The 21,841-nt window shown below is 51.9% G+C and carries 26 protein-coding genes and 1 other annotated feature; of the genes, 15 read left to right on the forward strand and 11 right to left on the reverse strand.

Translation table 11 applies throughout. The features are described 5' to 3' along the window. From UC14_RS19505 to UC14_RS19520, 4 genes are all read right to left on the reverse strand, one after another. Positions 1 to 409 (reverse strand): helix-turn-helix domain-containing protein (locus UC14_RS19505; protein ID WP_157962134.1); only part of this gene is annotated, 409 nt, incomplete at its 3' end. Continuing rightward, a complete protein-coding gene (locus UC14_RS19510; RefSeq protein ID WP_112198246.1) occupies positions 406 to 582 on the reverse strand; it encodes a DUF4222 domain-containing protein in 177 nt (58 codons plus the stop codon). The genes UC14_RS19505 and UC14_RS19510, both read right to left, overlap by 4 nt. Before the next feature lie 183 nt (positions 583 to 765). Further along, on the reverse strand, positions 766 to 1,287 hold the full coding sequence (locus UC14_RS19515) for a YmfL family putative regulatory protein (RefSeq protein WP_112198247.1): 522 nt from the start codon (positions 1,285 to 1,287) through the stop codon (positions 766 to 768). Positions 1,288 to 1,306: 19 nt separating this feature from the next. Further along, complete coding sequence (locus UC14_RS19520; RefSeq protein WP_112198248.1) at positions 1,307 to 1,558, reverse strand: helix-turn-helix transcriptional regulator; 252 nt, start codon at positions 1,556 to 1,558, stop codon at positions 1,307 to 1,309. Between the two features lie 97 nt (positions 1,559 to 1,655). On the opposite strand from UC14_RS19520, the gene UC14_RS19530 reads away from it, so the two are divergent. From UC14_RS19530 to UC14_RS19575, 10 genes are all read left to right on the forward strand, one after another. Next, positions 1,656 to 2,351: a helix-turn-helix transcriptional regulator gene (locus tag UC14_RS19530; RefSeq protein ID WP_112198249.1), complete on the forward strand. Its 696-nt coding sequence runs from the start codon at positions 1,656 to 1,658 to the stop codon at positions 2,349 to 2,351. 498 nt (positions 2,352 to 2,849) lie between these two features. Then, entirely contained in the window at positions 2,850 to 3,275 is a 426-nt protein-coding gene (locus UC14_RS19535) for a tellurite resistance TerB family protein (protein ID WP_112198250.1), read from the forward strand. Then, positions 3,272 to 3,427, forward strand: coding sequence for a DUF3927 family protein (locus tag UC14_RS19540; protein ID WP_112198251.1), 156 nt, complete (start codon positions 3,272 to 3,274; stop codon positions 3,425 to 3,427). Before UC14_RS19535 ends, UC14_RS19540 begins: the two co-directional genes overlap by 4 nt. Before the next feature lie 69 nt (positions 3,428 to 3,496). Further along, the gene (locus UC14_RS19545; RefSeq protein ID WP_112198252.1) at positions 3,497 to 3,868 is read left to right on the forward strand and encodes a hypothetical protein; all 372 of its coding nucleotides are present in this window, start codon (positions 3,497 to 3,499) and stop codon (positions 3,866 to 3,868) included. Positions 3,869 to 3,902: 34 nt separating this feature from the next. Next, entirely contained in the window at positions 3,903 to 4,730 is an 828-nt protein-coding gene (locus UC14_RS19550; RefSeq protein WP_112198253.1) for a YfdQ family protein, read from the forward strand. Positions 4,731 to 4,860: 130 nt separating this feature from the next. Further along, the gene (locus UC14_RS19555) at positions 4,861 to 5,352 is read left to right on the forward strand and encodes a hypothetical protein (protein ID WP_112198254.1); all 492 of its coding nucleotides are present in this window, start codon (positions 4,861 to 4,863) and stop codon (positions 5,350 to 5,352) included. Between the two features lie 2 nt (positions 5,353 to 5,354). Next, positions 5,355 to 5,942: a hypothetical protein gene (locus tag UC14_RS19560; protein WP_112198255.1), complete on the forward strand. Its 588-nt coding sequence runs from the start codon at positions 5,355 to 5,357 to the stop codon at positions 5,940 to 5,942. A 2-nt stretch (positions 5,943 to 5,944) separates the two neighbouring features. Further along, a complete protein-coding gene (locus UC14_RS19565) occupies positions 5,945 to 6,241 on the forward strand; it encodes a DUF4406 domain-containing protein (protein ID WP_112198256.1) in 297 nt (98 codons plus the stop codon). A gap of 202 nt (positions 6,242 to 6,443) precedes the next feature. Next, positions 6,444 to 6,701, forward strand: coding sequence for an excisionase (locus UC14_RS19570; RefSeq protein WP_112198257.1), 258 nt, complete (start codon positions 6,444 to 6,446; stop codon positions 6,699 to 6,701). Beyond that, positions 6,682 to 7,827: a phage integrase Arm DNA-binding domain-containing protein gene (locus UC14_RS19575; protein WP_112198258.1), complete on the forward strand. Its 1,146-nt coding sequence runs from the start codon at positions 6,682 to 6,684 to the stop codon at positions 7,825 to 7,827. The genes UC14_RS19570 and UC14_RS19575 overlap by 20 nt, the downstream gene beginning before the upstream one ends. Before the next feature lie 606 nt (positions 7,828 to 8,433). Here the strand turns inward: UC14_RS19575 and cheW are convergent. The 7 genes from cheW to UC14_RS19610 all read right to left on the reverse strand — a co-directional run bounded on the left by cheW (position 8,434) and on the right by UC14_RS19610 (position 16,296). Beyond that, complete coding sequence (cheW, locus tag UC14_RS19580) at positions 8,434 to 8,931, reverse strand: chemotaxis protein CheW (RefSeq protein ID WP_013575095.1); 498 nt, start codon at positions 8,929 to 8,931, stop codon at positions 8,434 to 8,436. A gap of 82 nt (positions 8,932 to 9,013) precedes the next feature. Next, entirely contained in the window at positions 9,014 to 11,050 is a 2,037-nt protein-coding gene (cheA, locus tag UC14_RS19585) for a chemotaxis protein CheA (RefSeq protein WP_153375938.1), read from the reverse strand. 36 nt (positions 11,051 to 11,086) lie between these two features. Continuing rightward, positions 11,087 to 12,190, reverse strand: coding sequence for a flagellar motor protein MotB (gene motB / locus UC14_RS19590; protein ID WP_013575093.1), 1,104 nt, complete (start codon positions 12,188 to 12,190; stop codon positions 11,087 to 11,089). Continuing rightward, the gene (gene motA, locus UC14_RS19595) at positions 12,187 to 13,077 is read right to left on the reverse strand and encodes a flagellar motor stator protein MotA (protein ID WP_015696910.1); all 891 of its coding nucleotides are present in this window, start codon (positions 13,075 to 13,077) and stop codon (positions 12,187 to 12,189) included. Before motA ends, motB begins: the two co-directional genes overlap by 4 nt. Positions 13,078 to 13,253: 176 nt before the next feature. Further along, positions 13,254 to 13,862, reverse strand: coding sequence for a flagellar transcriptional regulator FlhC (gene flhC, locus UC14_RS19600; RefSeq protein ID WP_013575091.1), 609 nt, complete (start codon positions 13,860 to 13,862; stop codon positions 13,254 to 13,256). A 2-nt stretch (positions 13,863 to 13,864) separates the two neighbouring features. Then, positions 13,865 to 14,209 carry a flagellar transcriptional regulator FlhD gene (flhD, locus tag UC14_RS19605; protein ID WP_013575090.1) on the reverse strand — a complete coding sequence of 115 codons (345 nt, stop codon included), beginning with the start codon at positions 14,207 to 14,209 and terminating at the stop codon, positions 13,865 to 13,867. Positions 14,210 to 15,471: 1,262 nt separating this feature from the next. After that, on the reverse strand, positions 15,472 to 16,296 hold the full coding sequence (locus UC14_RS19610) for an SDR family oxidoreductase (protein WP_112198259.1): 825 nt from the start codon (positions 16,294 to 16,296) through the stop codon (positions 15,472 to 15,474). Positions 16,297 to 16,625: 329 nt separating this feature from the next. Beyond that, positions 16,626 to 16,747: a sequence feature (His leader region), on the forward strand. A gap of 75 nt (positions 16,748 to 16,822) precedes the next feature. Between UC14_RS19610 and hisG the strand changes: the two genes are divergently transcribed. Genes hisG through hisH form a run of 5 tightly spaced genes read left to right on the forward strand, consistent with a single transcriptional unit; the run spans position 16,823 to position 21,841 of the window. Next, positions 16,823 to 17,722 carry an ATP phosphoribosyltransferase gene (hisG, locus tag UC14_RS19615; protein ID WP_013575087.1) on the forward strand — a complete coding sequence of 300 codons (900 nt, stop codon included), beginning with the start codon at positions 16,823 to 16,825 and terminating at the stop codon, positions 17,720 to 17,722. 3 nt (positions 17,723 to 17,725) lie between these two features. Next, positions 17,726 to 19,039: a histidinol dehydrogenase gene (gene hisD, locus UC14_RS19620; protein ID WP_013575086.1), complete on the forward strand. Its 1,314-nt coding sequence runs from the start codon at positions 17,726 to 17,728 to the stop codon at positions 19,037 to 19,039. Beyond that, positions 19,039 to 20,172: a histidinol-phosphate transaminase gene (hisC, locus tag UC14_RS19625; protein WP_112198260.1), complete on the forward strand. Its 1,134-nt coding sequence runs from the start codon at positions 19,039 to 19,041 to the stop codon at positions 20,170 to 20,172. Before hisD ends, hisC begins: the two co-directional genes overlap by 1 nt. Positions 20,173 to 20,186: 14 nt before the next feature. Next, positions 20,187 to 21,251: a bifunctional histidinol-phosphatase/imidazoleglycerol-phosphate dehydratase HisB gene (gene hisB / locus UC14_RS19630; protein ID WP_015689709.1), complete on the forward strand. Its 1,065-nt coding sequence runs from the start codon at positions 20,187 to 20,189 to the stop codon at positions 21,249 to 21,251. Further along, the gene (gene hisH, locus UC14_RS19635) at positions 21,251 to 21,841 is read left to right on the forward strand and encodes an imidazole glycerol phosphate synthase subunit HisH (protein WP_013575083.1); all 591 of its coding nucleotides are present in this window, start codon (positions 21,251 to 21,253) and stop codon (positions 21,839 to 21,841) included. The genes hisB and hisH overlap by 1 nt, the downstream gene beginning before the upstream one ends.

Here is a 21,841-nt window from a genome sequence, read left to right on the forward strand (position 1 = left end):
CCCCCCCAGATTCTGGCGGGTGAAAACCGGTATTCATGCTCGATTTTGATGCGTCGGATTTTGACCGGTCAGAATTTGATGCGTCAGATTTTGATGTGTCAGAATCTGACGGTTCAGCAGCAGCAGCACGAAGCTTGGCGATATTCAGCTGATACATGTTCGATGTGTTGCGGTTTCCCTTGCGGCGCTGGGTGCTGGTGATCCAACCGTCAGCCTCAAGTTTGCCCAGCGTAGTGCGCACGGTGCTTTCGCCTGCACCCAATTGGCGGGCAATGGTGGTGATCGACGGCCAGCACAGGCCTTCGTCAGAACTGAAGTCAGCGAGGCGCGCCATGATGGCCACCGCCGATATTTTTAAACCGGCAGCAGCGCAACCATCCCAGACATATGCGGATAATTTAACGCTCATAAAACCCTCGTGAATTTTCGCTGGAATTGTTCAGTAGGCTGGGCGCACTCATGCGGGTAACCGGCGCGCATGAAGATGACGCGATCCCCTGCTCTGTCGAAGCCCACGACGTGTACCACAACGCCCCGCCAATCCTTGTAACGCCGGTCCAGCTTCTGGATTTCTTCAGACATGCCGTCACCTTCTGGCTGCTCTGGCGGACGTAACCTACCCACCACGCCGCGAACTGGTAGTTGCACGGGATCCAGCGGTTATCTATCATCACTTCATACGAAAGAGAGCCAGCGACACCGCCTGTCGCCACACAGCGGATTTGCGGAACGCCAGCTTTTATGAGTAGACTGTTCATGCGTTAATCACTCCACACGATTTGTTAATGCACCGACGCCCGGGGACTGCACTCCTTGGGCGTCACCTTTTCCGGCTTTGCTTTTCTTTCCAAACAGCGCCAGCACAGCCCTAACCTCTGCATCACGCGCCGATAAATGACGGTGGTGATATTTCATAATTTCTGCGGCTTCAGCTTCATCAATCACGCCGTCTTCCAGCGCCGCCTGAATAATCATGTCAACGTGGCCACGGTGTGCCGCTGTACGCATGCTCTTACTGAACAGCTCTACCTGATCCAATTCATCCAATTGAGGGATGTCCACGAAGAGCCCGCCGCGGCGCTGTGAAAAGTACTCCGCCAGGTAACTGGTTCCGCTGATGTCTTCCATTGCTTCCAGCTCGGCAATTTCGAAAAACCGGCAACCGTTTTTTTCATATAGGTTGTTGTTGAACCCTGCTTCCGACATGCCCAGAGCGCCAGCCATTGCAGACCGACCACCGGGATAGGCTTTGCACATCGCTTTAACTACTGATTTCAGGTCTACCATGTTGTTTTCCCTTTGGTAGTTATGGCTGAGCGCCAGTGGTGTTAGTCTTTCCAGATGAAACAAAGTCTGGGTAGCGGTGGGGGTATAAAATTTGAAGCTCGTTAATCTGACCTTCATAAAATTTCACTAATCTTTCAGCTACTTCGAGGGACGCCATTTGCTGACCTCTTTCAATCCGGCTTAAATTCGCAGGGTCGATTTCAATCAGCTTCGCTACATGAGAAAGCGTGTGGCCTTGCGATGTACGCAAGCTTCGTAATGGTGATTGCATAAAACCTCCTATAATTGCGCAATTCGCATATTAAAGAGTAGTTACGAATTGCGCAAGTCGCTTTGCATATGACGCAAAAACAACTTGTAATAGGCGCATGAACATAGGAAAACGCATAAGAGAACTTCGCCTGGCGAAGGGAATGAAAATTAGTGATCTGGCTGACGCTGTCGGAATTGACGGTGCGAATATTTCTCGCCTTGAGACAGGTAAGCAAAAGTCATTTACTGAACAATCACTTAGTAAGTTTGCTCAAGCTTTAGACGTTGAGGTTTCTGATCTCTTTACTGCGGCTGAAAACAGGAATACTGTATATGAATACAGTAAAATTAATCCTGTGGTGCAGAAGGAAACAGCCGTGTTCAGAGTCGACATACTTGATATAAGCGCTAGTGCGGGCGGTGGATTTATTCAGGGAAGCGATGTGATCGATGTGATCAGGTCCATTGAGTATAACAACGAGCGGGCTATTGCCATGTTCGGTAGCAGACCTCCCGAAACAGTGAAAGTAATCAATGTGCGCGGCGATAGTATGGCTGACACTATTGAGCCTGGCGACTTGATATTTGTCGATGTATCAGTTACAGACTTCGATGGTGATGGAATTTATGTCTTTGGATTTGATGATAAAATTTACGTCAAAAGATTGCAGATGATTCCTGATAAAATCTTGGTGATCTCTGATAACAACAAATATAGAGAATGGACAGTAGATGAATCTAATCAACATCGATTCTATGTATTTGGTAAAGTTATGATAAGCCAATCGCAGGCATACAAGCGCCACGGCTAAACCTTCATTGAAAGAAATGACCGCCTATCACGGCGGTTTTTTTTCGCTCCAACAATTGCGCAATATGCAATTTAATACTTGCGTGATTCGCAATTGTGTTTTATCTTTTCCTCATCGGCAGCACAACGGCAAGAACACTGGGGGGTTAATGAACTCACTTACCATAAACCCAGTATGACCACAGTCCCAGTGTTCTTCCCGTTGTGCAAAGCATCCTGGTGATGGTCGGGTTCCCTACCCGATTGCGGGTTCAACTCCCGCCGCCCAATCAGATCGACGTGGAACCTCGATAATTGATGTGTGTAGTTGTCTTTCGGCGGTGGCATGACTCTTCAACCTACCCAAGGGGGAGCGAAGATAATGTTCTGATCATGACCACCGCCAATTTTTTCGCAGACATAGACAAGGGCCGCTGGCACCCACCCAGCACGCCCTGTGCATTACCGGCCGCCCTTGTCTATGTGTGTGAGTAGTTAACCAACTGAGAAGGAAATGAACATGTTTGGAATGTTTAAGAAAAAAGCGCGCAAAGCAGTCGCCGAAGTGAAAAAGATGGAAAACCGTGACGCTGTTGAAGCAACTGTTTGGGGCGCCTACGCCATCGCTTATGCCGACGGCACCTGCGACGCGAAAGAAATTGCTGTTCTGGAAAAAACCATCAGTGCTTTACCGGCATTCTCACCATTCTCTGGCGAAATTGCCCAGATGAGCAGCAACATTCGCGCCCGTTACGAAGCATCGCCACGCAGCGCAAACGCACAGGCTTATCGTGAGTTGTCTGATGTCGCTGGCACTTCTGATGCTGTTGATGTCCTTTGCCTGTGTCTGGACATCGCCGATCAGGACGGCATCGGCGAGGAAGAAGAAGCCACACTTAAGAAAATCGCCCAGTCCCTGCAACTGTCTTTAGACCAGTACTTATGATCGGCAAACTTCGTCTGGCCGGTGCCGGTCTGATCTTGTTTCTGGTCGTCGCTGTGGACTTCACCAGCCGCATTATGTCGACCGTCGCCGATGGTTTTCTGGTTGTGGCTTTACTGGTGGTTATCTGGCCGGTGATTAGTAAGAAGTCCTGAGTTTTATAGTGCGGGTTTCGGCCCGCATCAATGGTTCACAAAGTGCATTGTGAAACTGAGGAAATGCAAATGGCTGAAAGTCGTATGACCAACGTCCCGGAGTTTCTCTCCGAACTGGACGCCGGTATTTTCGAAAACAAAATCGCCGCCGCGCTGAATGCCGCCGCTCTGGGTGTTCTGAATAACGGCGGTAAAGGCAAAGTGACCATCGAGATTGATGTTTCCCGGATCAGTAATTCGATGGAAGAAAAACGCGTGATGCTGGCTCACAAATTGAAGTTCTCAGCACCTACGCCTCGCGGGAAAACCTCCGAGGAAGACACCACCGAAACCCCAATGTACGTGGGCAAAGGCGGCAAGCTGACCATCATGCAGGAAGATCAGGGCCAATTGTTCACCATCGCCGGAGATCCTGACGGCAAACTCCGTGACGCGCGATAAGCATCGTTTAACCATCCGATAAAAGGAAATTATTATGTCTCAAGTTTTAGACGCATCAGCAATCAAAGAAGTCCGGGATATGTCCCTCTCCACCTTACTGGAAGAACGCCTGTCATCAGCTGACTGCCCTGCTGTTGCCTTGCCAGAATCAGTCCGCATTCATTCGCTGGAAAACCTGCAAGATGGCCGGTTCCGCTTCCGCGGGAAGATGGAAACCGCCAGCATTCAGGATTTCTCCCGCTACTGCAAAGATTACGCAGGCGAAGGCGTCCGCAGTTTCATCAATGCTGACAACATGGCGGCGGTGACCGTGTTTAATCTCGGCACACTGGCCGAGCCAGGCCACGCTGATAACATCGCGGTTCTTAAGCTGAAACGCACTGCGCCATTTCAGGCTTTGCTGAACATCAACGGCGATAAAAATTCACAGAAAGATCTGGCCGAGTGGCTGGAAGACTGGTCTGAATTCCTGATGGCGTTTACCGCTGACGGCGAAGTGCTGGACATCAAGAAAGCAATTGGCGGCGTGCGAAAAATCACCATCGAAGCATCCAGTTCTGCGGATCATGAAGACAGTGATTTCGGCGCCAAGCGCTCAGTGATGGAAAGCGTTGAGGCAAAAAGCAAAGAAGTCATGCCTGCGGCATTCGAATTTAAGTGCGTGCCATATGAAGGCCTGGGAGAACGCCGATTCCGCCTGCGCTACAGCGTACTGACCGGCGGCAATGCTCCGGTGCTGGTTCTGCGGATCGTGCAGTTGGAAACAGCTGAAGAACTGATGGCCACTGAGTTCCGCGAACTACTGGAAGCCAACTTCACCGACGTTGAAGTCGAAACATTCATCGGTGAGTTCAAAGCCTGATAGCGCGGCCTTAAATGCCCTGACCCACTGGGGCATTTAGTGAATCGTTATTACTGAGATCTAATTGCCATCACTGGCAAGGGATTCGCTCACGCCGAAATCTGGAAATCACTTATTTAGGAATGCAGCCATGAAACTTATTCAACCGGTCACACCAGAACGCAATGCCGATAACTTGGGATATTGGACTCACCCTGATTTCTTCGAACCGGCCAACGGTAACGAATACCCAGCGCCAGGCGAATTTGAAGCGTGGGCAAAATCTCAGGCCGTCGAAGTTTATACCCTGTCACTTGATGCCGATCCAGCAGCTGACGATATTCAGGCTGCCTATGAAGCAGGCGAAGCTGATGTTTCTGCGTGGAACCCAACGCCACCGACGGGTGAAGGTTGGTTCTTGGTTTCTGTTCACGATACTGAAGACGGACCATACAGCGTGTGGTTGCGCAGCATCGCCGAAGAGCTTCAAGAAATAGCGCGCCTAAAATCTGATTTTCTGGAAAAGCACCAGGTGGCGGTTACCGCTGCTTATGAATATTTCAAAGCCTGCCCTGTGGGTAATGAACGCACTATCGCGCACCAGATTTATCAGGTACTGCGCACAGCGACGAGGGTTGGCTGATCATGAAAGAGCGCCCTATTTTATTCAACGCTGAGATGGTGAAAGCAATTCTCAGCGGTCGTAAGACGCAGACACGCCGAGTTATGAAGCCGCAACCTTCTTCCGGCGTTCGCAAATCAGTGCTCGTCAAATCCGGAACTGAAGATGGCCACGGTAGGGAACATGTTTGCCCACTCGGTCAGCCAGGCGATCAGCTCTGGGTGCGTGAGGCGTTCGCAACCTTAGCTTGCGGCAGTTACGAACCAGAAAAACCATCGCTAACTGGAACCTATCAAGAGGTTAGATATCTTGCCACTGACAGACTTGCAGACTGTGATGCGGACGTTCGCGGCTATAACTGGCGGCCATCCATCCATATGCCGCGCTGGGCATCACGTATCGACCTGCTGATCACCGGCGTTCGCGTTGAGCGGTTGAACGATATCAGTAATGAAGATATCCGGGCAGAGGGTGCAGCACAGTTCGGTTGCACATCTCACCGCGTTAATTTCCAAACGCTATGGGAATCTATTTACGGCGAGGGAAGTTGGGATGCGAACCCGTGGGTCTGGGTGATCGAATTCAAACGTGTAGCGCCAGCAGGAGAGTAGCCATGAAAGTCTACATCGTCGGGCCGATGACCGGCCTGCCGCATTTCAATCGTCCCGCCTTCCAACAAGCGGCGATCAACCTGTCATTCGAGAAGCATGTCCCGCTGAATCCGGCGATTCTGCCGGACGGTCTGACAGAGGCTGATTACATGGCCGTCGGCCTGACTATGCTCCAGCGCGCAGATGCTATTTACCTGCTGACAGGATGGCAGTTCAGCGCGGGCGCCAGAGCAGAACATGCGCTGGCTTTAAAGCTGGGTTTGGAAGTAATCGAACAGAGGGAAAGAAGCCATGACTGAGACAACCCGTTCGCATTTCGTCAGGCAGTTTTTTGTGAAAAGAATGCTGAATCTGTGGTTTGTCCCAGTTGAGTTTGCGCCAGCAATGCCGCCGGGGGAGAAAATGCTCTGGTGGCGAGCTGGGAAATATTACGGCCGATTTCGGGTCAGTCAGTAAACCGGTGTGCAGCCGGCTATAACTAAACGTGTGGAGAAAAAGCGTATGGGCCAATTAGTTTCTTTAGCGGAATGGGCGGCAGGACCAAATGGCTTCAAGGAACCTCCCTGCAAAGCCACCCTTCATCGTATCGCGAAAACCCGGCAGACATATCCGCCAGCGGTTAAGCAAGGTCGCCGATGGGTTGTTGATGAGGAAGCCAGGTTTATTGGTATGGTTGATCGGGTCGAAATATCGAACCATCTTCCGGCCAGCGCCCGCACTTTAGTGGAGAAAGCACTTAATGGCAGCAAGACCCCGTAAATACAACATTTCAACACCGAACTTGTATTGCAAATTGGATAAGCGAAACAACAAAACGTACTGGCAATATCGTCACCCCATTACGGGGGAGTTTATTGGTTTTGGTACGGATTCAGATGCCGCGCATGCAGCGGCACTTGAAATGAATCGCATTACGGCTGAGCAATTAACTTCTCAATCTTTCGCCCTGATAGATATTGCGAAACAAAAAGCCGAACCAAATGCTCAGAACATGCGATTAAAGCAATGGGTGAAAGAATATAAAGCCATCCTTGACCGACGTGTGCAGCGAAAAGAGCTTGCATCATCTACTGCCAGGGGGCGCAAAGCATGTGCTGAACTTCTCTCGGCTCGTTCTCAAAACACATTGCTCAAAGAGTTCGGCGCACGTGAGATGGCTGCATTGATAAACGAATATGTCGATGCAAATAAAACAAGAATGGCACAGGTCATGCGAGCCGCTTGGATCGATATGTTTAAGGAAGCACAGTTTGCTGGAGAGGTTCCACCCGGTTTTAATCCGGCTCTGGCCACCCGTAAACCACTGGATGAAGTCTCCAGACAGCGACTCACGCTCGAGAACTGGTGGGCGATCTATCACGAAGCAGAACGTAGGTCACCGTACATCTGCAATGCAATGCTGCTCGCTGTTGTTACCGGCCAGCGGCGTGGCGACATAGTAAAAATGAAATTCTCTGATATCTGGGATGACATGCTTCATGTAGTCCAGGGAAAAGGTAAAGGAAAAATACGGATAGCGATCCCCCTCTCGTTGCGATGTGACGCCATCAACATGAGTGTTCGTGATGTGATCAACAAATGTCGCGACCGTGTGCTGAGTAAACATCTTGTCCATAACTCAACAGTCATCGGCGGTTCGGCGCTGGGTTCACCAGTGGCAGAAGGGTCATTAACTCAACGATTCGCGGAAGCCCGGGATTGCGCAAAAATTAAAATTGAAAAGGGTAAAACCCCGCCGACATTTCACGAACAACGTTCCCTTTCCGAGCGCTTGTATAAAGCACAGGGGATCAACACTCAGGAATTGCTGGGACACAGTTCAGCGAAGATGACGGAGCTCTATCATGACGAGCGCAGGGAGAAGTGGATCGTCATCGCCGTTTAATTATCAGCCGGTTTTGGGGAAGGGTTTTGGAGGGTTTTTGGAGAGGGAATTTATTTAAAGAAAAAACAGTAAGTTATTGGATTTGCGTGCTGCCTGTGCGGCAGTGAACTGTTGGGTTTTCAGCTTTAGGCTTTGAACGGCAAGAGATTATCCCTGTTTTAGCAGAAATACCCTCTTTTTTTGTGGGTTCGCATGCACTCATTAAATCAATGAGTTAGGAGCAGTGCAAAAAAGAGGGTCAGTCTGGAGATGTCATTAATACTCCATCCCGGCCTTCCCCTTCGCCGGGGAACGAGCAAGAAAAAAACTTCTGCCCTTATTTTTAACAGGAAGAATCAGAACGAGGGTTTTATTCGATCGAGACTGGCGTGATCAAAAATCTTGCTGAACGGAGCGGCCTGAAGACCGGGGGCTTCAGGACCGGGAGAAGGCATCGCGGAGCGACAAGATTTTGCGCCACACGCTGCGGTGACAGAACATGCCCGTCGTGCCTGCGACAGCGCGCAGTGAAAAGAGCGTGGAGTCCAGAGGCCCGCGCGATTGCGGGTCTCTGGGCCAGTGTGGGCGGCGAGCCCACGACCTTGACCTTGACCTTAAAAACGAAAATCAAATTTTCGTCACACTATCAACGAGTGCCATTTCTTCACTGCTCAGCAGCTTCTCAATATCCACCAGGATCAACATACGGTCACCCAGCGAACCCAACCCCGTCAGATACTCCGTCGACATGGTCACGGCGAATTCCGGTGCCGGGCGGATCTGATCCTGGCTCAGCGACAGCACGTCTGATACGCCGTCAACCACGATCCCGACAACGCGGTTTTCGAAGTTAAGTACAATCACCACCGTGTTTTCGTTGTAAATCACATCTTCCTGAGCGAATTTCACCCTCAGGTCGAGGATCGGCACGATGACGCCGCGCAGGTTGGTGACACCTTTAATAAAGGCCGGGGTGTTAGCAATACGGGTTACCTGATCGTATCCACGGATTTCCTGCACTTTGAGGATATCGATGCCGTATTCTTCATCGCCTAAAGTAAAGATCAGAAATTCCTGACCTACTGTTTCGCCCGCAATTTTCGCCACGGTTGCAAGTCCTGCCATGTTGTTCACCTTTGCTTTTATCTTTAAATCGGCCTGAGTTTTTCACACCCGGCAACCTTGCGGTCACCGGCAGCTTTGCTTGTTATGCGGCGGTGGAGCCTGTTGCTAATTTATCGCGGTTCAGTGACTGCAATGCAGACACGTCCACGATCAGCGCCACACTGCCGTCGCCCAAAATAGTGGCGGCGGAAATGCCCGGTACTTTGCGATAGTTGCTTTCCAGGTTTTTCACCACAACCTGATGCTGACCAATCAACTGATCAACCAGCAACGCGTAGCGACGCCCTGCACTCTGCAAAATCACCACAATGCCCTGCGTGGCTTCGGTTTTGGCGTCTTCAACATCAAAGACGTTGTACAACTCAACCAGCGGCAGGTATTCACCGCGCACCTGCAGAACACGTTCGCCACCGGCCATCGGATGCAAATCCTCTGACAGCGGTTGCAGAGATTCCATCACCGCGTTCAGTGGCAGAATGAAGACTTCTTTACCGACTTTCACTGACATCCCGTCGAGGATCGCCAGCGTCAGTGGCAGCAGGATACGGATGGTGGTGCCTTTGCCCTGCTGGGAATGGATTTCAACGTGCCCACCCATTTCCTGAATGTTTCGTTTCACCACGTCCATGCCGACACCACGGCCTGAAACGTCAGTGACTTTTTCTGCAGTCGAGAAGCCTGCGGCAAAGATCAGCATGCCGACTTCTTCATCGCTCATGTTGTCATGGACATTCATGCCCTGCGATGCGGCTTTCGCCAGAATACGTTCGCGGTTCAGACCGGCACCATCGTCGATCACTTCGATGCAGATATTGCCGCCCTGATGTTCCGCAGAAAGCGTCAGGTTACCGGTGGGTTCTTTACCATTGGCAATACGCACATCCGGCGTTTCCACACCGTGATCCAGACTGTTACGCACCAGGTGCGTTAACGGATCGATGATACGTTCGATCAGGCTCTTATCCAGTTCGGTCGAGCTGCCGAGCAGTGTCAGTTCGATTTGCTTATTCAGTTTGCTGGCCAGATCTCGCACCAGACGCGGGAAGCGGCTGAACACGAATTCCATCGGCATCATACGAATCGACATCACCGATTCCTGCAAATCACGGGCATTACGTTCGAGCTGGCCCATGCTGTTGAGCAGGTCACTGTGGACAACCGGATCCAGCAGATCTGAACGCTGCGCCAGCATGGACTGGGTGATCACCAGTTCGCCCACGAGGTTGATCAACTGGTCAACCTTTTCAACAGCAACACGGATGCTGGTGGATTCAGGGGCTTTAGGTGCACGGGCTTTCGCCGGTTCGCTGTTCGGCACTGCCGTCAGTACCGGAGCCTGACGGGCGACGACCGCCGGTGCTGCGGCCACTTCCGCCACAACAGGCGCGGATGCGGCAACCGCAACGGCTTCAGAAGCAACCGCTGCCGGGGCGTGAGTGAAGCTGATTTGTTCCGGCTCCAGCACAAAACACAGCACGGCAATAATGTCGTCTTCGCTAACCGTGGTGACCAGGGTGGCTTCCACGCTGTCATCAGTCTGAACCGGATCTTTTATCTCGCCGAGATTGCCGAGTTCCTCCAGCATCACAGGAATTTCCTGTGTTTTCAGGCCGGAGAGACGAACGCGCAAATCGCCCTTACCGGCAGCGGGTGCAACCGGCGCTGTCGCGACAGATTGTGCCGCTGTCTGGTCTTCAACCACGTGAAGATCAGGCACAGGTTCACGCGCCTGTTGCGCTTCGAGGGCCAGTTGTCTCAGGGCCGCACAGATATATTCAAAGCTTTCTGCGTCAGGATCCCGGGAAGATTTATAGGCGTCGAGTTGCTCCTGCATAATGTCTTTTGTTTCCAGAAACAGGTTGATGATGTCGGTGCTCAGGCTCATTTCAGCGCGACGAGCACCGTCGAGCAGGTTTTCCAGTAAGTGAGTCGTTTCCTGTAAAACCGTAAATCCAAACGTGGCTGCACCGCCTTTGATTGAGTGCGCTGCGCGGAAAATCGCATTCAGTTGCTCAATGTCAGGCGCCTGCGGATCAAGTAACAACAGATGTTGTTCCATGTCCGCCAGCAACTCGTCTGCTTCATCAAAAAATGTCTGATAAAAATCAGTAATATCCATGCTCACGTGATCACCTCTGCTGTGAATCGCGGCTTGTTAATGTGTCGCAGGTGCCGTGCCCGCCGCGGCAGCCGGAGCTGCCGTCGCAGGTTGAGCGCCTGCCGAGGGTGTCACTGGCGTCTGCGTCTCAATCCCGGGTATTGATGGTGCTTTCTCTGGTGTGGCCGGTGCCGGGTTTGCCTGTGGCGCTAACGCCGGAGCTGCCGGAGCCGAACTCATTTTTGGTGCTAATGCCGGCACTTTTTGTGTGCCTTGTACTTGTCTTTGCAGCTCGCCAGCGTCACTGATCGTGATCGCCTCGCCCTCGCTGTTTTCCCGTTCAATCGCTTCTTCCGCGTGTTTGTTCAGGACCAAAATACTGATACGACGGTTGATGGCGTCACCTGCCGGATGGTTTTTCAGTTGCATGGAAGACCCCATGCCCATCACCCGCAGGACTTTCCCTTCGCTGAGGCCGCCGCTCATCATCTCGCGACGTGAAGCATTCGCGCGCTCAGTCGACAGTTCCCAGTTGCTGTAGCCACGTTCACCTGTGGCATACGGCATGTCATCGGTATGCCCCGCCAGACTGATCTTGTTCGGAAAACCATCCAGTACCGGGGCAATCGCCCTGAGGATATCGCGCATGTACGGCTCAACAATCGCGCTGCCAAGCTGGAACATCGGGCGGTTTTTGCTATCGATAATCTGAATGCGCAAACCCTGCTCGGTCAGGTTAATCATCAGGTGTGGACGTAAATCTTTCAGCCGCGGATCCGACGCCAGCATGTCTTCCAGCTTTTGCTGCAACCGCTGTAAATCGTCCGACTCACGCTTACTCGCTCCCTGCGACTGCTCCATTTTATGGACTTCCCCGTCCTGTACGGTCGGGTCTTCGCCACCGCCCGGGATCGGGCTGGTAGCATCGCTGCTGCGCGGCCCGCCGGTGATCGCCACCGCAAGGGGGGTACGGAAGTATTCGGCAATTTGCACCAGTTCTTTAGGGCTGGAGATCGAAATCAGCCACATCACCAGAAAGAAAGCCATCATCGCTGTCATAAAGTCAGCGTAAGCAATCTTCCACGAACCGCCGTGATGCCCTCCGCCGTGTTTATTCTTTTTCTTGCGTACAACAACGATTGGATGGCTCTGATGCTTCATACTTTTTCTTCTTCAGTTTGTTTCTGACCCGGCGACTTGACCTGGCGAACGTGTTCCTCCAGTTCAATAAAGGAAGGCCGCTCCGAGGTGTACAACGTTTTACGGCCAAACTCGACGGCAATTTGTGGCGCATAACCGTTAATGCTCGATAGCAAAGTCACCTTGATGCACTGCATCATTTTGGCGTTTTCAGCACTCTTCTGGCGTAACACGCTGGCCAGCGGAGAAATAAAACCGTACGCCAGCAGGATACCGAGGAAGGTCCCGACCATCGCGTGGGCAATCAGTGCCCCGAGTTCTGCGGCAGGTCGGTCAGCAGCGGCCAGGGTATGTACGATCCCCATTACCGCGGCGACGATACCGAATGCCGGGAGTGAGTCACCCACCAGCGCCAGGCTGTTCGCCGGCACTTCACTCTCGTGCTCGTAAGTTTCGATTTCCTCGTCCATCAGCGCTTCAATTTCAAAGGCATTCATGTTGCCGCTGACCATGAGGCGCAGATAGTCAGTCAGATATTCGACTAACTGTTTATCGGCAAGGATGCGCGGATAATTAGCAAAAATGTCGCTTTCGGCCGGATTGTCGATGTCATTTTCCAGCGACAGCATCCCCTGTTGGCGTGATTTGGCTAATACCCGGTAAAGCAGCGCCATCAGATCCATATACAACGCTTTATTGTATTTTGATGCGCGGAACAACTGCGGCAGCGCGCGCATGGTGGATTTGATCGCTTTGCCGTTGTTACCGACGAAGAAGGCACCGATGCCGGCACCGGCAATAATGAGCAATTCTGCGGGTTGGTATAACGCGCCCAGCTCACCGCCGACGAGCATGAAACCGCCGAACACAGAGCCCAACACCACGATGTAACCTATTATCACTAGCACGATGAATCCTTAATTCGATGTGGTTTTAGGGCGAGGTTAAGCGCGCGCCATGTGCCTGACCGATTTGTGCCGTAGAAACGTGCATAAAAAGTGTCAGAGAATGGCTGAGATGTTAGGGGGGAATTGATGAGCGGTGGTAGCCACCGCTCAGAACGACTTACTGCTACCCAACTATCTCAAACTGCGTGCTTGACCTGTTCGTCCAGCTCTTGAGATGTTATATCGGCAACCTGCGGGGAAAGTTTACGTTTTTTTACTGCTCGGGACGGGGGCTGGCAAAGACTGCAAACAAACCCGTGGCGGGGTTGGTGTGCATGGGTAATAAATGAGCCATCACAGCAGTTACACGCTGAAAGCTGCAACATGCCGCTGTCGACAAAACGTACTAACGTCCAGGCACGGGTCAGCGCAAGGATCGGCGCTTCCCCCGGCTGCTCAGGACACTGTTCCAGATATAAACGATAAGCCTTGATCACCGCCTCCACGCCATTACAGTGGCCGCTCTTTAGCAGGAAAGAGTAAGCGTTGTAAAACATGGAGGAATGGATGTTCTGTTCCCAGGTCATGAACCAGTCAGTAGAGAACGGCAACATGCCTTTCGGGGGAGGACTTCCTCGCAACTCTTTGTACAATTTAATCAGTCGGCCACGACTTAATTGCGTTTCGCTTTCCAGCATCTGCAATCTGGCACCCAGCGTAATCAGTTCCATAGCCAGCTGAATGTCCCGTGCTTCCTGAACAATACTTTTTTCTGCTGGCTTGGTTGACGCATCTTTACCAGACATAGCTACGCCCTTTTCTTCATCGCGCCGCTTTCTTTCGCGGCCAGGCCTTTCAGCAGATGGCTGGACAACAAGATACCGGTATGGATTTGTTGTAAGTCATCCACCCGCGATTCCTGGGTCAAGCGTTCAATTGTCTTGCTGTCATCAAAGCGGAACTGACACAAAAGCTGGTTCGTTTCAGCTAACTTCACCATCTGAGGCAGCGTCAGCTGTCTCAGGGTATCTGCCATAACGTCATCGATCCCCAGGCGAAACATCGCTGAGGCCTTTTCGTCGTTAATCAAACGCTGTGCCAACAGTAAATATGACAGGTTGATATCATATATGTGCTTAAGCAATTCGGACATTCTGTTCTACCCCATTACCGATGCCGTTTTTTTAAGACGGCGGATTGATAGACATATTCCATGCAGCAAGAGTTTTACCCGGCGTGACAGGAGTATTTTTTACTATCAAAACAATTGGATCATTGGCTGATTAATAAATCTCACGATGATTATTAGATTTATCCCGCGGTATTTACTTCACCGCCAATACAAAGTTGTTCCTGATGTAAACTAAATTAATTGTGACAATTGCACTGCTAAGTAATCGAAAAACACTTTAGTTTTGGTGTACTGGCAGAGTCCGTTGCTGTGATGGCGCCTCATTCAGTGAAACGCTTTTACATACATTATTAGGAATAATCTTACTACGCTGCAACTCTAACCCCGTTTCCTTTATACATACAATCTTACCGTTGACGAATTTTGAATAAAGTGTGATAGAGATCACACTTTATAACTTTATTTTGCTTCTGAAAGTGCAATTTATCGTAAAAATCTGCGCATTTTTAAGCCAAAAGTAAAAAAGCGTCTAAAAAGCTCTCTTCAGACAGCCTTTTTTAGCCTTTTTTAGATCAATTTGTACAAAGGCCAACCAAAGCCAAATGAACAGCACAGATAATAATTAATAACTTCTCATGCAGCTATTTATGCTGGAAATTTCAAATAGCATGATCATTGTGCTAAATACACTCAACCCAGTCAGCACAAGGGTTTTCGGGGAGTTGTCCTAATGGTTTGTGAGGAAATTAAGCGCGAATTGTTCTTAAACCGTGAGCAAGCACGCGGTTTAAGAAATAAAAAGACAATTATTGTAATAATTTATGACCGGACGTGCGGAAACATCCAGCAACAAGGCCGGATTGATAAGAAGAAGTGATGGAATGGCATAGTGGTGCCGAACTTAACCTATCGGCAACTGTTCAGGAAAACTTTAATCATTGTGCTTAAAAAAGTGATTTATACCGCGCAATAGCAAATTAAAAACGCACGACTAGGAATTTTATTACCAAACCAGCATCTGTCGCCAGTTTCACCTGCAGATTGGCGATTAAAACGCATTTTTAACTACGCTGTCAGAAGAATATTAGACAGCAAGCTTAAAAAATGTACCGCCATTAAACCGGCTAATTAAACGGAAGGATAAAATAGGCGTTGCAGGATAAATGAATAGTTTCCTGCACATGAGAAACGGGGTTTCCGAACGTTAATGCAGCAGACACTTAACAACCTGCCGAAATTTCCGGCAGGTCATAACGTGAAATTATCTACACCGCGTTTGGTGATTAAAAAGGCATGGTTCGCGGATCAGGATGCTGATATTCAAAGCCAAGTTCTTTGCAGATTCGCTCACCATCGACGATTTTGCCCTTCTGTGCTGAAGCTTGTTCAGCAAAAGTCGGCGGCTCCAGCCCCATCTGTCTGGCCAGCGCCGGATAAAACTCCGCTTTGGCAGGATGAGCAGGTGCGCACAGGTTATATGTATGGCCGCCTTTCGGCAGACTGAGTAACAACGCAATCGCGGCAATCACATCATCCTGATGCACCAGGTTGACACCATGCTGACCGCCTTTCACCTGCGTCTTTCCGGCCATAAAACGTCCCGGATGGCGATCGCCGCCGACCAGACCGGCCAGACGCAGTACATCGACAGACGTATTGGGTAAACCATGGAGCCAGTTTTCGAGTTCTTTGAGCACCTTTCCGCTGGTCGTGACCGGTTCAAGCGGCGACCCCTCACGCACCACACCCTCTCCTTCACCGTAAACAGATGTCGAGCTGGTGAAAATAATGCGTTTGACGTTATGCGCCAGCGCGCTGTCGGTTAACAGCTGTACCGCCTGGAAGTACAGTTCGCTGCCGTCCACCGTCCGGCGCGCAGGCAGGGTAATAATCAGCGCATCGACATTCAGCAACTGATCGAGATCTTCCGCCACACATTCCATCTGCGGCGTAAACACCAGCGGGAAACACTCGATCCCCACGGCTCTGGCGGCATCTACCCCATCCGGCGTGGTTTTACTGCCGACCACCTGATAACCTTTTGAAGCCAGCGCCATCGCCAGTGGCATTCCCAGCCAGCCCAGTCCGATAATCGAAACCTTCTTCATACTTCGCTCCGTTGTTTCATTGGCATGTGGCATCACATCACCCACTGCTGATACTGCTTCCTTTATACTAGCAAATGTCACCTTTTCCCGGTTCAGCCTGCGTAAGGTTTTCTCTGCCTCTGTTAACAGATCATTCATTTATTCGATGAAAACCCTGCTGCAGATAAGAAAAACTCATCATCGGAAAAAAAGGTTGCGCTGTTACCGCCCGATAGTTTAGTTTTATTGGCAGCGAATTTGATATGTGTGGCGAATGATTCAAATCTGAATCACGCGGCATATAAATGAACATACTGAGACACTGACATGACAAACGTTCTGATTAACCACCGTCATCACCATCACCCTGACTAGTCTTTCAGGCGATTGGTGCTGGGAGACTGTTTAGATCTTCCAGTGGCGCAGAACGCAGAGATAGCCCCCGGAAGATTTCTTCCGGGGGCTTTTTTTTTTGGCCTGACGGATTGAAGTTAACGCCTTTAAACAAACGATTTTTACGATAAATAATTAAGAAACTGAGGTCATCATGCTGGATAAAACACGTTTACGGATAGCAATGCAAAAGTCAGGTCGCCTGAGCGATGAATCACGCGAACTGCTGGCCCGCTGCGGGATCAAAATCAACCTGCAGGAACAGCGTCTGATCGCCTTCGCAGAAAACATGCCGATCGACATTTTGCGCGTGCGTGATGACGATATCCCGGGGCTGGTGATGGACGGTGTGGTGGATCTGGGTATCATCGGTGAAAACGTGCTGGAAGAAGAGTTGCTGAGCCGCCGCGCCCAGGGCGAAGACCCGCGTTATTTCACCCTGCGTCGTCTGGATTTTGGCGGTTGCCGTCTGTCACTGGCGACGCCACTGGACACGGAGTATACCGGTCCGCAAAGCCTGCAAAACGCCCGCATCGCCACCTCGTATCCGCACCTGCTCAAGCAATATCTCGATAAAAAAGGCGTCGATTTCAAATCCTGCCTGCTGAACGGTTCTGTGGAAGTCGCCCCGCGCGCCGGTTTGTCGGATGCGATTTGTGACCTGGTCTCTACCGGCGCCACGCTCGAAGCCAACGGCCTGCGTGAAGTGGAAGTGATTTATCGCTCCAAAGCCTGTCTTATCCAGCGCGACGGCGAAATGCCACAAGAGAAACAACTGCTGATCGACAAAATGATGACCCGTATTCAGGGCGTTATTCAGGCACGCGAATCCAAGTACATTATGTTGCACGCGCCAAGTGAGCGTCTTGATGAGATCGTTGCCCTGCTGCCGGGCGCTGAGCGTCCGACCATTCTGCCGCTGGCAGGCGATCAGCAACGTGTGGCCATGCACATGGTCAGCAGCGAAACCCTGTTCTGGGAAACGATGGAGAAACTGAAAGCGCTCGGCGCCAGCTCCATTCTGGTTCTGCCAATCGAAAAAATGATGGAGTAAGCCATGAAGCCTGACGCGTTCACTACCCCGATTGACTGGCAGCAATGCGACGAACAACAGCGTCGCGAGCTGCTGACACGCCCGGCAATTTCGGCGTCTGACCGTATTACCGAATCTGTCAGTGAAATCCTGCGCCGCGTGCGCAGTGAAGGTGACAGTGCGCTGCGCGAGTTTTGCGCCCGCTTTGATAAAACTGAAGTCCGGGAATTGCGCGTCACTGCACAGCAAATCGGGGCAGCGGCCGCGCGTTTAGGTGAGGACGTTAAACAGGCGATGGCACATGCCGTGCGCAATATCGATACCTTTCATCAGGCACAAAAACTGGCTGTGGTGGATATCGAAACCCAGCCCGGCGTACGTTGCCAGCAACTGACCCGCCCTATTCAGTCCGTGGGTCTGTATATTCCGGGCGGTTCTGCGCCGCTGGTGTCCACCGTATTAATGTTAGCGACCCCGGCGCGTATTGCCGGATGCCAGAAAGTGGTGCTGTGTTCTCCGCCGCCGATTGCCGATGAAATTCTGTATGCCGCGCAACTGTGTGGCGTGGAAGAGGTGTATCAGCTTGGCGGTGCGCAGGCAATTGCCGCGCTGGCCTTTGGCACCGAAACCGTGCCGCGCGTGGCGAAAATCTTCGGGCCGGGCAATGCCTACGTCACCGAAGCCAAGCGTCAGGTTAGTCAGAGCCTGGACGGCGCGGCAATCGATATGCCAGCCGGGCCTTCAGAAGTGCTGGTGATTGCCGACAGTGGTGCGACACCTGACTTTGTCGCCTCTGATTTGCTTTCTCAGGCAGAACACGGCCCCGATTCTCAGGTGATTTTGCTGACGCCGGATTTGAAAATGGCGCAGGCGGTCGGCGAAGCCGTTGAACGCCAGTTGCAGACATTATCCCGCAGCGAGATTGCCCGTCAGGCACTGGCAAGCAGCCGTCTGATTGTGGCGAAAGACATCGCGCAGTGTATCGAAATCAGCAATGCGTACGGTCCGGAGCACCTGATCCTGCAAACCCGTGAGCCGGAGCAACTGGTCGACAGTATCACCAGCGCCGGTTCAGTATTTCTCGGTGACTGGTCACCGGAATCCGCAGGCGATTACGCTTCCGGCACCAACCACGTCTTGCCGACTTACGGTTACACGGCCACCTGTTCCAGCCTCGGTCTGGCAGATTTCCAGAAACGCATGACCGTTCAGCAGTTAACGCCTGAAGGTTTGCTCGGTCTGGCAAATACCATCGAAACCCTGGCGCAGGCTGAACAACTGACCGCACACAAAAATGCCGTGACTTTGCGCGTTAACGCTTTAAAGGAGCAACGTTGATGAGCAATGAAAACACCCTCAGCGTTCAGGCGCTGGCACGTAAGAATGTGCAGGAACTGACCCCGTATCAGTCCGCACGTCGTCTCGGCGGCAATGGTGATGTGTGGCTTAACGCTAACGAATACGCCATCGCGCCACAGTTTGAACTGACGCAGCAGACCTTTAACCGTTATCCGGAATGTCAGCCTGCGCTGGTCATCAACCGTTACGCAGCTTATGCGGGTGTTGACCCGGAACAGGTGCTGGTCAGCCGTGGCGCAGACGAAGGCATTGAACTGTTGATCCGCGCATTCTGTGAACCGGGCAAAGACGCTATTCTTTATTGCCCGCCGACTTACGGCATGTACAGCGTCAGCGCCGAGACAATTGGCGTGGAAGGCCGCACCGTGGCCGCAAAAGCCGACTGGTCCCTGGACATTCCTGCCATTGAAGCCGCCCTCGACGGGGTGAAACTGGTGTATGTGTGCAGCCCGAATAACCCGACCGGCAACATTATCAACCCGGATGAAATCCGCGCCGTATTGGAAATGACCCGTGGCCGCGCGATTGTCGCAGTCGATGAGGCTTATATCGAATTCTGCCCACAGGCGACAGTGTCGGGTTGGTTGCAGGAATATCCGCACCTGGCGATTTTGCGCACGCTGTCCAAAGCGTTTGCCCTCGCCGGTTTGCGCTGCGGCTTCACGCTCGCCAACAGCGACCTGATTGGTTTATTAATGAAAGTGATCGCGCCTTATCCTTTATCTACGCCTGTAGCCGATATCGCTGCACAGGCGCTGAGCCCGGAAGGGCTGGCGATAATGCGTCAGCGGGTGACTGAAGTGACGGAAAACCGCGCGTGGTTGCGGGAAGAACTGGAAAAATGCGCCTGTGTTGAAGAGGTTTTTGCCAGCGACACTAACTACGTCCTCGTCCGCTTCTACGCTTCAAGTGCCGTCTTTAAAAACCTCTGGGATCAGGGCATTATCCTGCGTGACCAGAACAAGCAACCGGGACTTTCCGGCTGCCTGCGGATCACAATCGGTACCCGGGAAGAACTGCAACGGGTGATCACCGCCCTGCAGCCTTTACCTGGCGCTACCGCATCCACTCTTAATGATAATCAAAATAGCCCCCGCAAGGAGCACATGTGAGCCAGAGTCCGTTATTGCAAAAAACACTGTTCATCGACCGCGACGGTACCCTGATTTCCGAGCCACCTGAAGATTTTCAGGTCGACCGTCTGGACAAACTGGCCCTCGAGCCGGGCGTCATTCCGGCACTCTTAGCGCTGCAAAATGCCGGTTTTAAACTGGTGATGATCACCAATCAGGACGGTCTGGGCACCGCCAGTTTCCCGCAGGAAACCTTCGACCCGCCGCACAACCTGATGATGCAGATCCTGACCTCACAGGGCATCGTTTTCGACGAGGTGCTGATTTGTCCGCACCTGCCAGCCGATCACTGCGATTGCCGTAAACCAAAAACCAAACTGGTGGCGGGTTATCTGGAAAGCGGCGTGCTGGACACGGCAAACAGTTATGTGATTGGCGACCGTGACACTGATATCCAGCTGGCGGCCAATATGGGTATCGCCGGGCTGCGTTATCAGCGCGATACGCTGAACTGGGCGACGATTGCAGAGCAACTGACTCAACGTGACCGCCATGCAAAAGTTAACCGCGTAACGCGGGAAACGGCCATTGATGTGGATGTCTGGCTGGATCGCGAAGGTGAAAGCAAAATCCGTACCGGTGTCGGTTTCTTCGACCATATGCTGGATCAGATCGCTACGCACGGCGGTTTTCGTATGAACATCGAAGTGAAAGGCGATTTATATATCGACGATCACCACACGGTGGAAGATACCGCACTGGCGCTGGGCGAAGCGCTGAACAAAGCGCTGGGCGATAAACGTGGCATTGGCCGTTTCGGATTCGTACTGCCAATGGATGAATGTCTGGCTCGCTGTGCACTGGATATCTCCGGGCGTCCGCACCTGGAATACAAAGCTGAATTTAACTATCAGCGCGTCGGCGACCTGAGCACGGAAATGGTCGAACACTTCTTCCGTTCACTGTCTTATGCGATGGCCTGTACCCTGCACTTGCGTACTAAAGGCAAGAACGATCACCACCGTGTTGAGAGCCTGTTCAAAGCCTTTGGCCGCACACTGCGCCAGGCAATTCGTGTGGATGGCAACACCCTGCCGAGCTCGAAAGGAGTGCTGTGATGAATGTCGTTATCCTTGATACCGGCTGTGCCAACCTCTCTTCCGTGAAATATGCAGTTCAGCGTCTGGGCTATGAGCCCACGGTGAGCCGTGAACCGGAGATTGTGTTGCAGGCTGACAAATTGTTTTTACCGGGCGTCGGCACGGCGCAGGCGGCGATGGAACAGCTCGAACAGCGTGAGCTTATTGACCTGATCAAAGCCTGCACCCAACCGGTGCTGGGCATTTGTCTGGGTATGCAACTGCTGGCTTCATCGAGCGAAGAAAATGGCGGTATCGATACACTGGGTATTATTGAGACGCCGGTGCAGCGCATGCCAGACCTTGGTTTGCCGCTGCCACATATGGGCTGGAATCAGGTCACCGCCAACGCCGACAGCCATTTATTCCGCGGCATTGATGAAAATGCTTACTTCTATTTCGTCCACGGATTTGCCATGCCGGTATGCGAAAACACAGTCGCTCAGACACTTTACGGCGAGCCCTTCAGCGCCGCCGTACAAAAAGACAACTTCTTCGGCGTGCAGTTTCATCCCGAACGTTCCGGTGCCGCGGGCGCACAGTTGCTGAAAAACTTTCTGGAGATGTAA

The organism is Rahnella sp. NRRL B-41462 (genome assembly GCF_003263525.1).
GTDB lineage: Bacteria > Pseudomonadota > Gammaproteobacteria > Enterobacterales > Enterobacteriaceae > Rahnella > Rahnella aceris.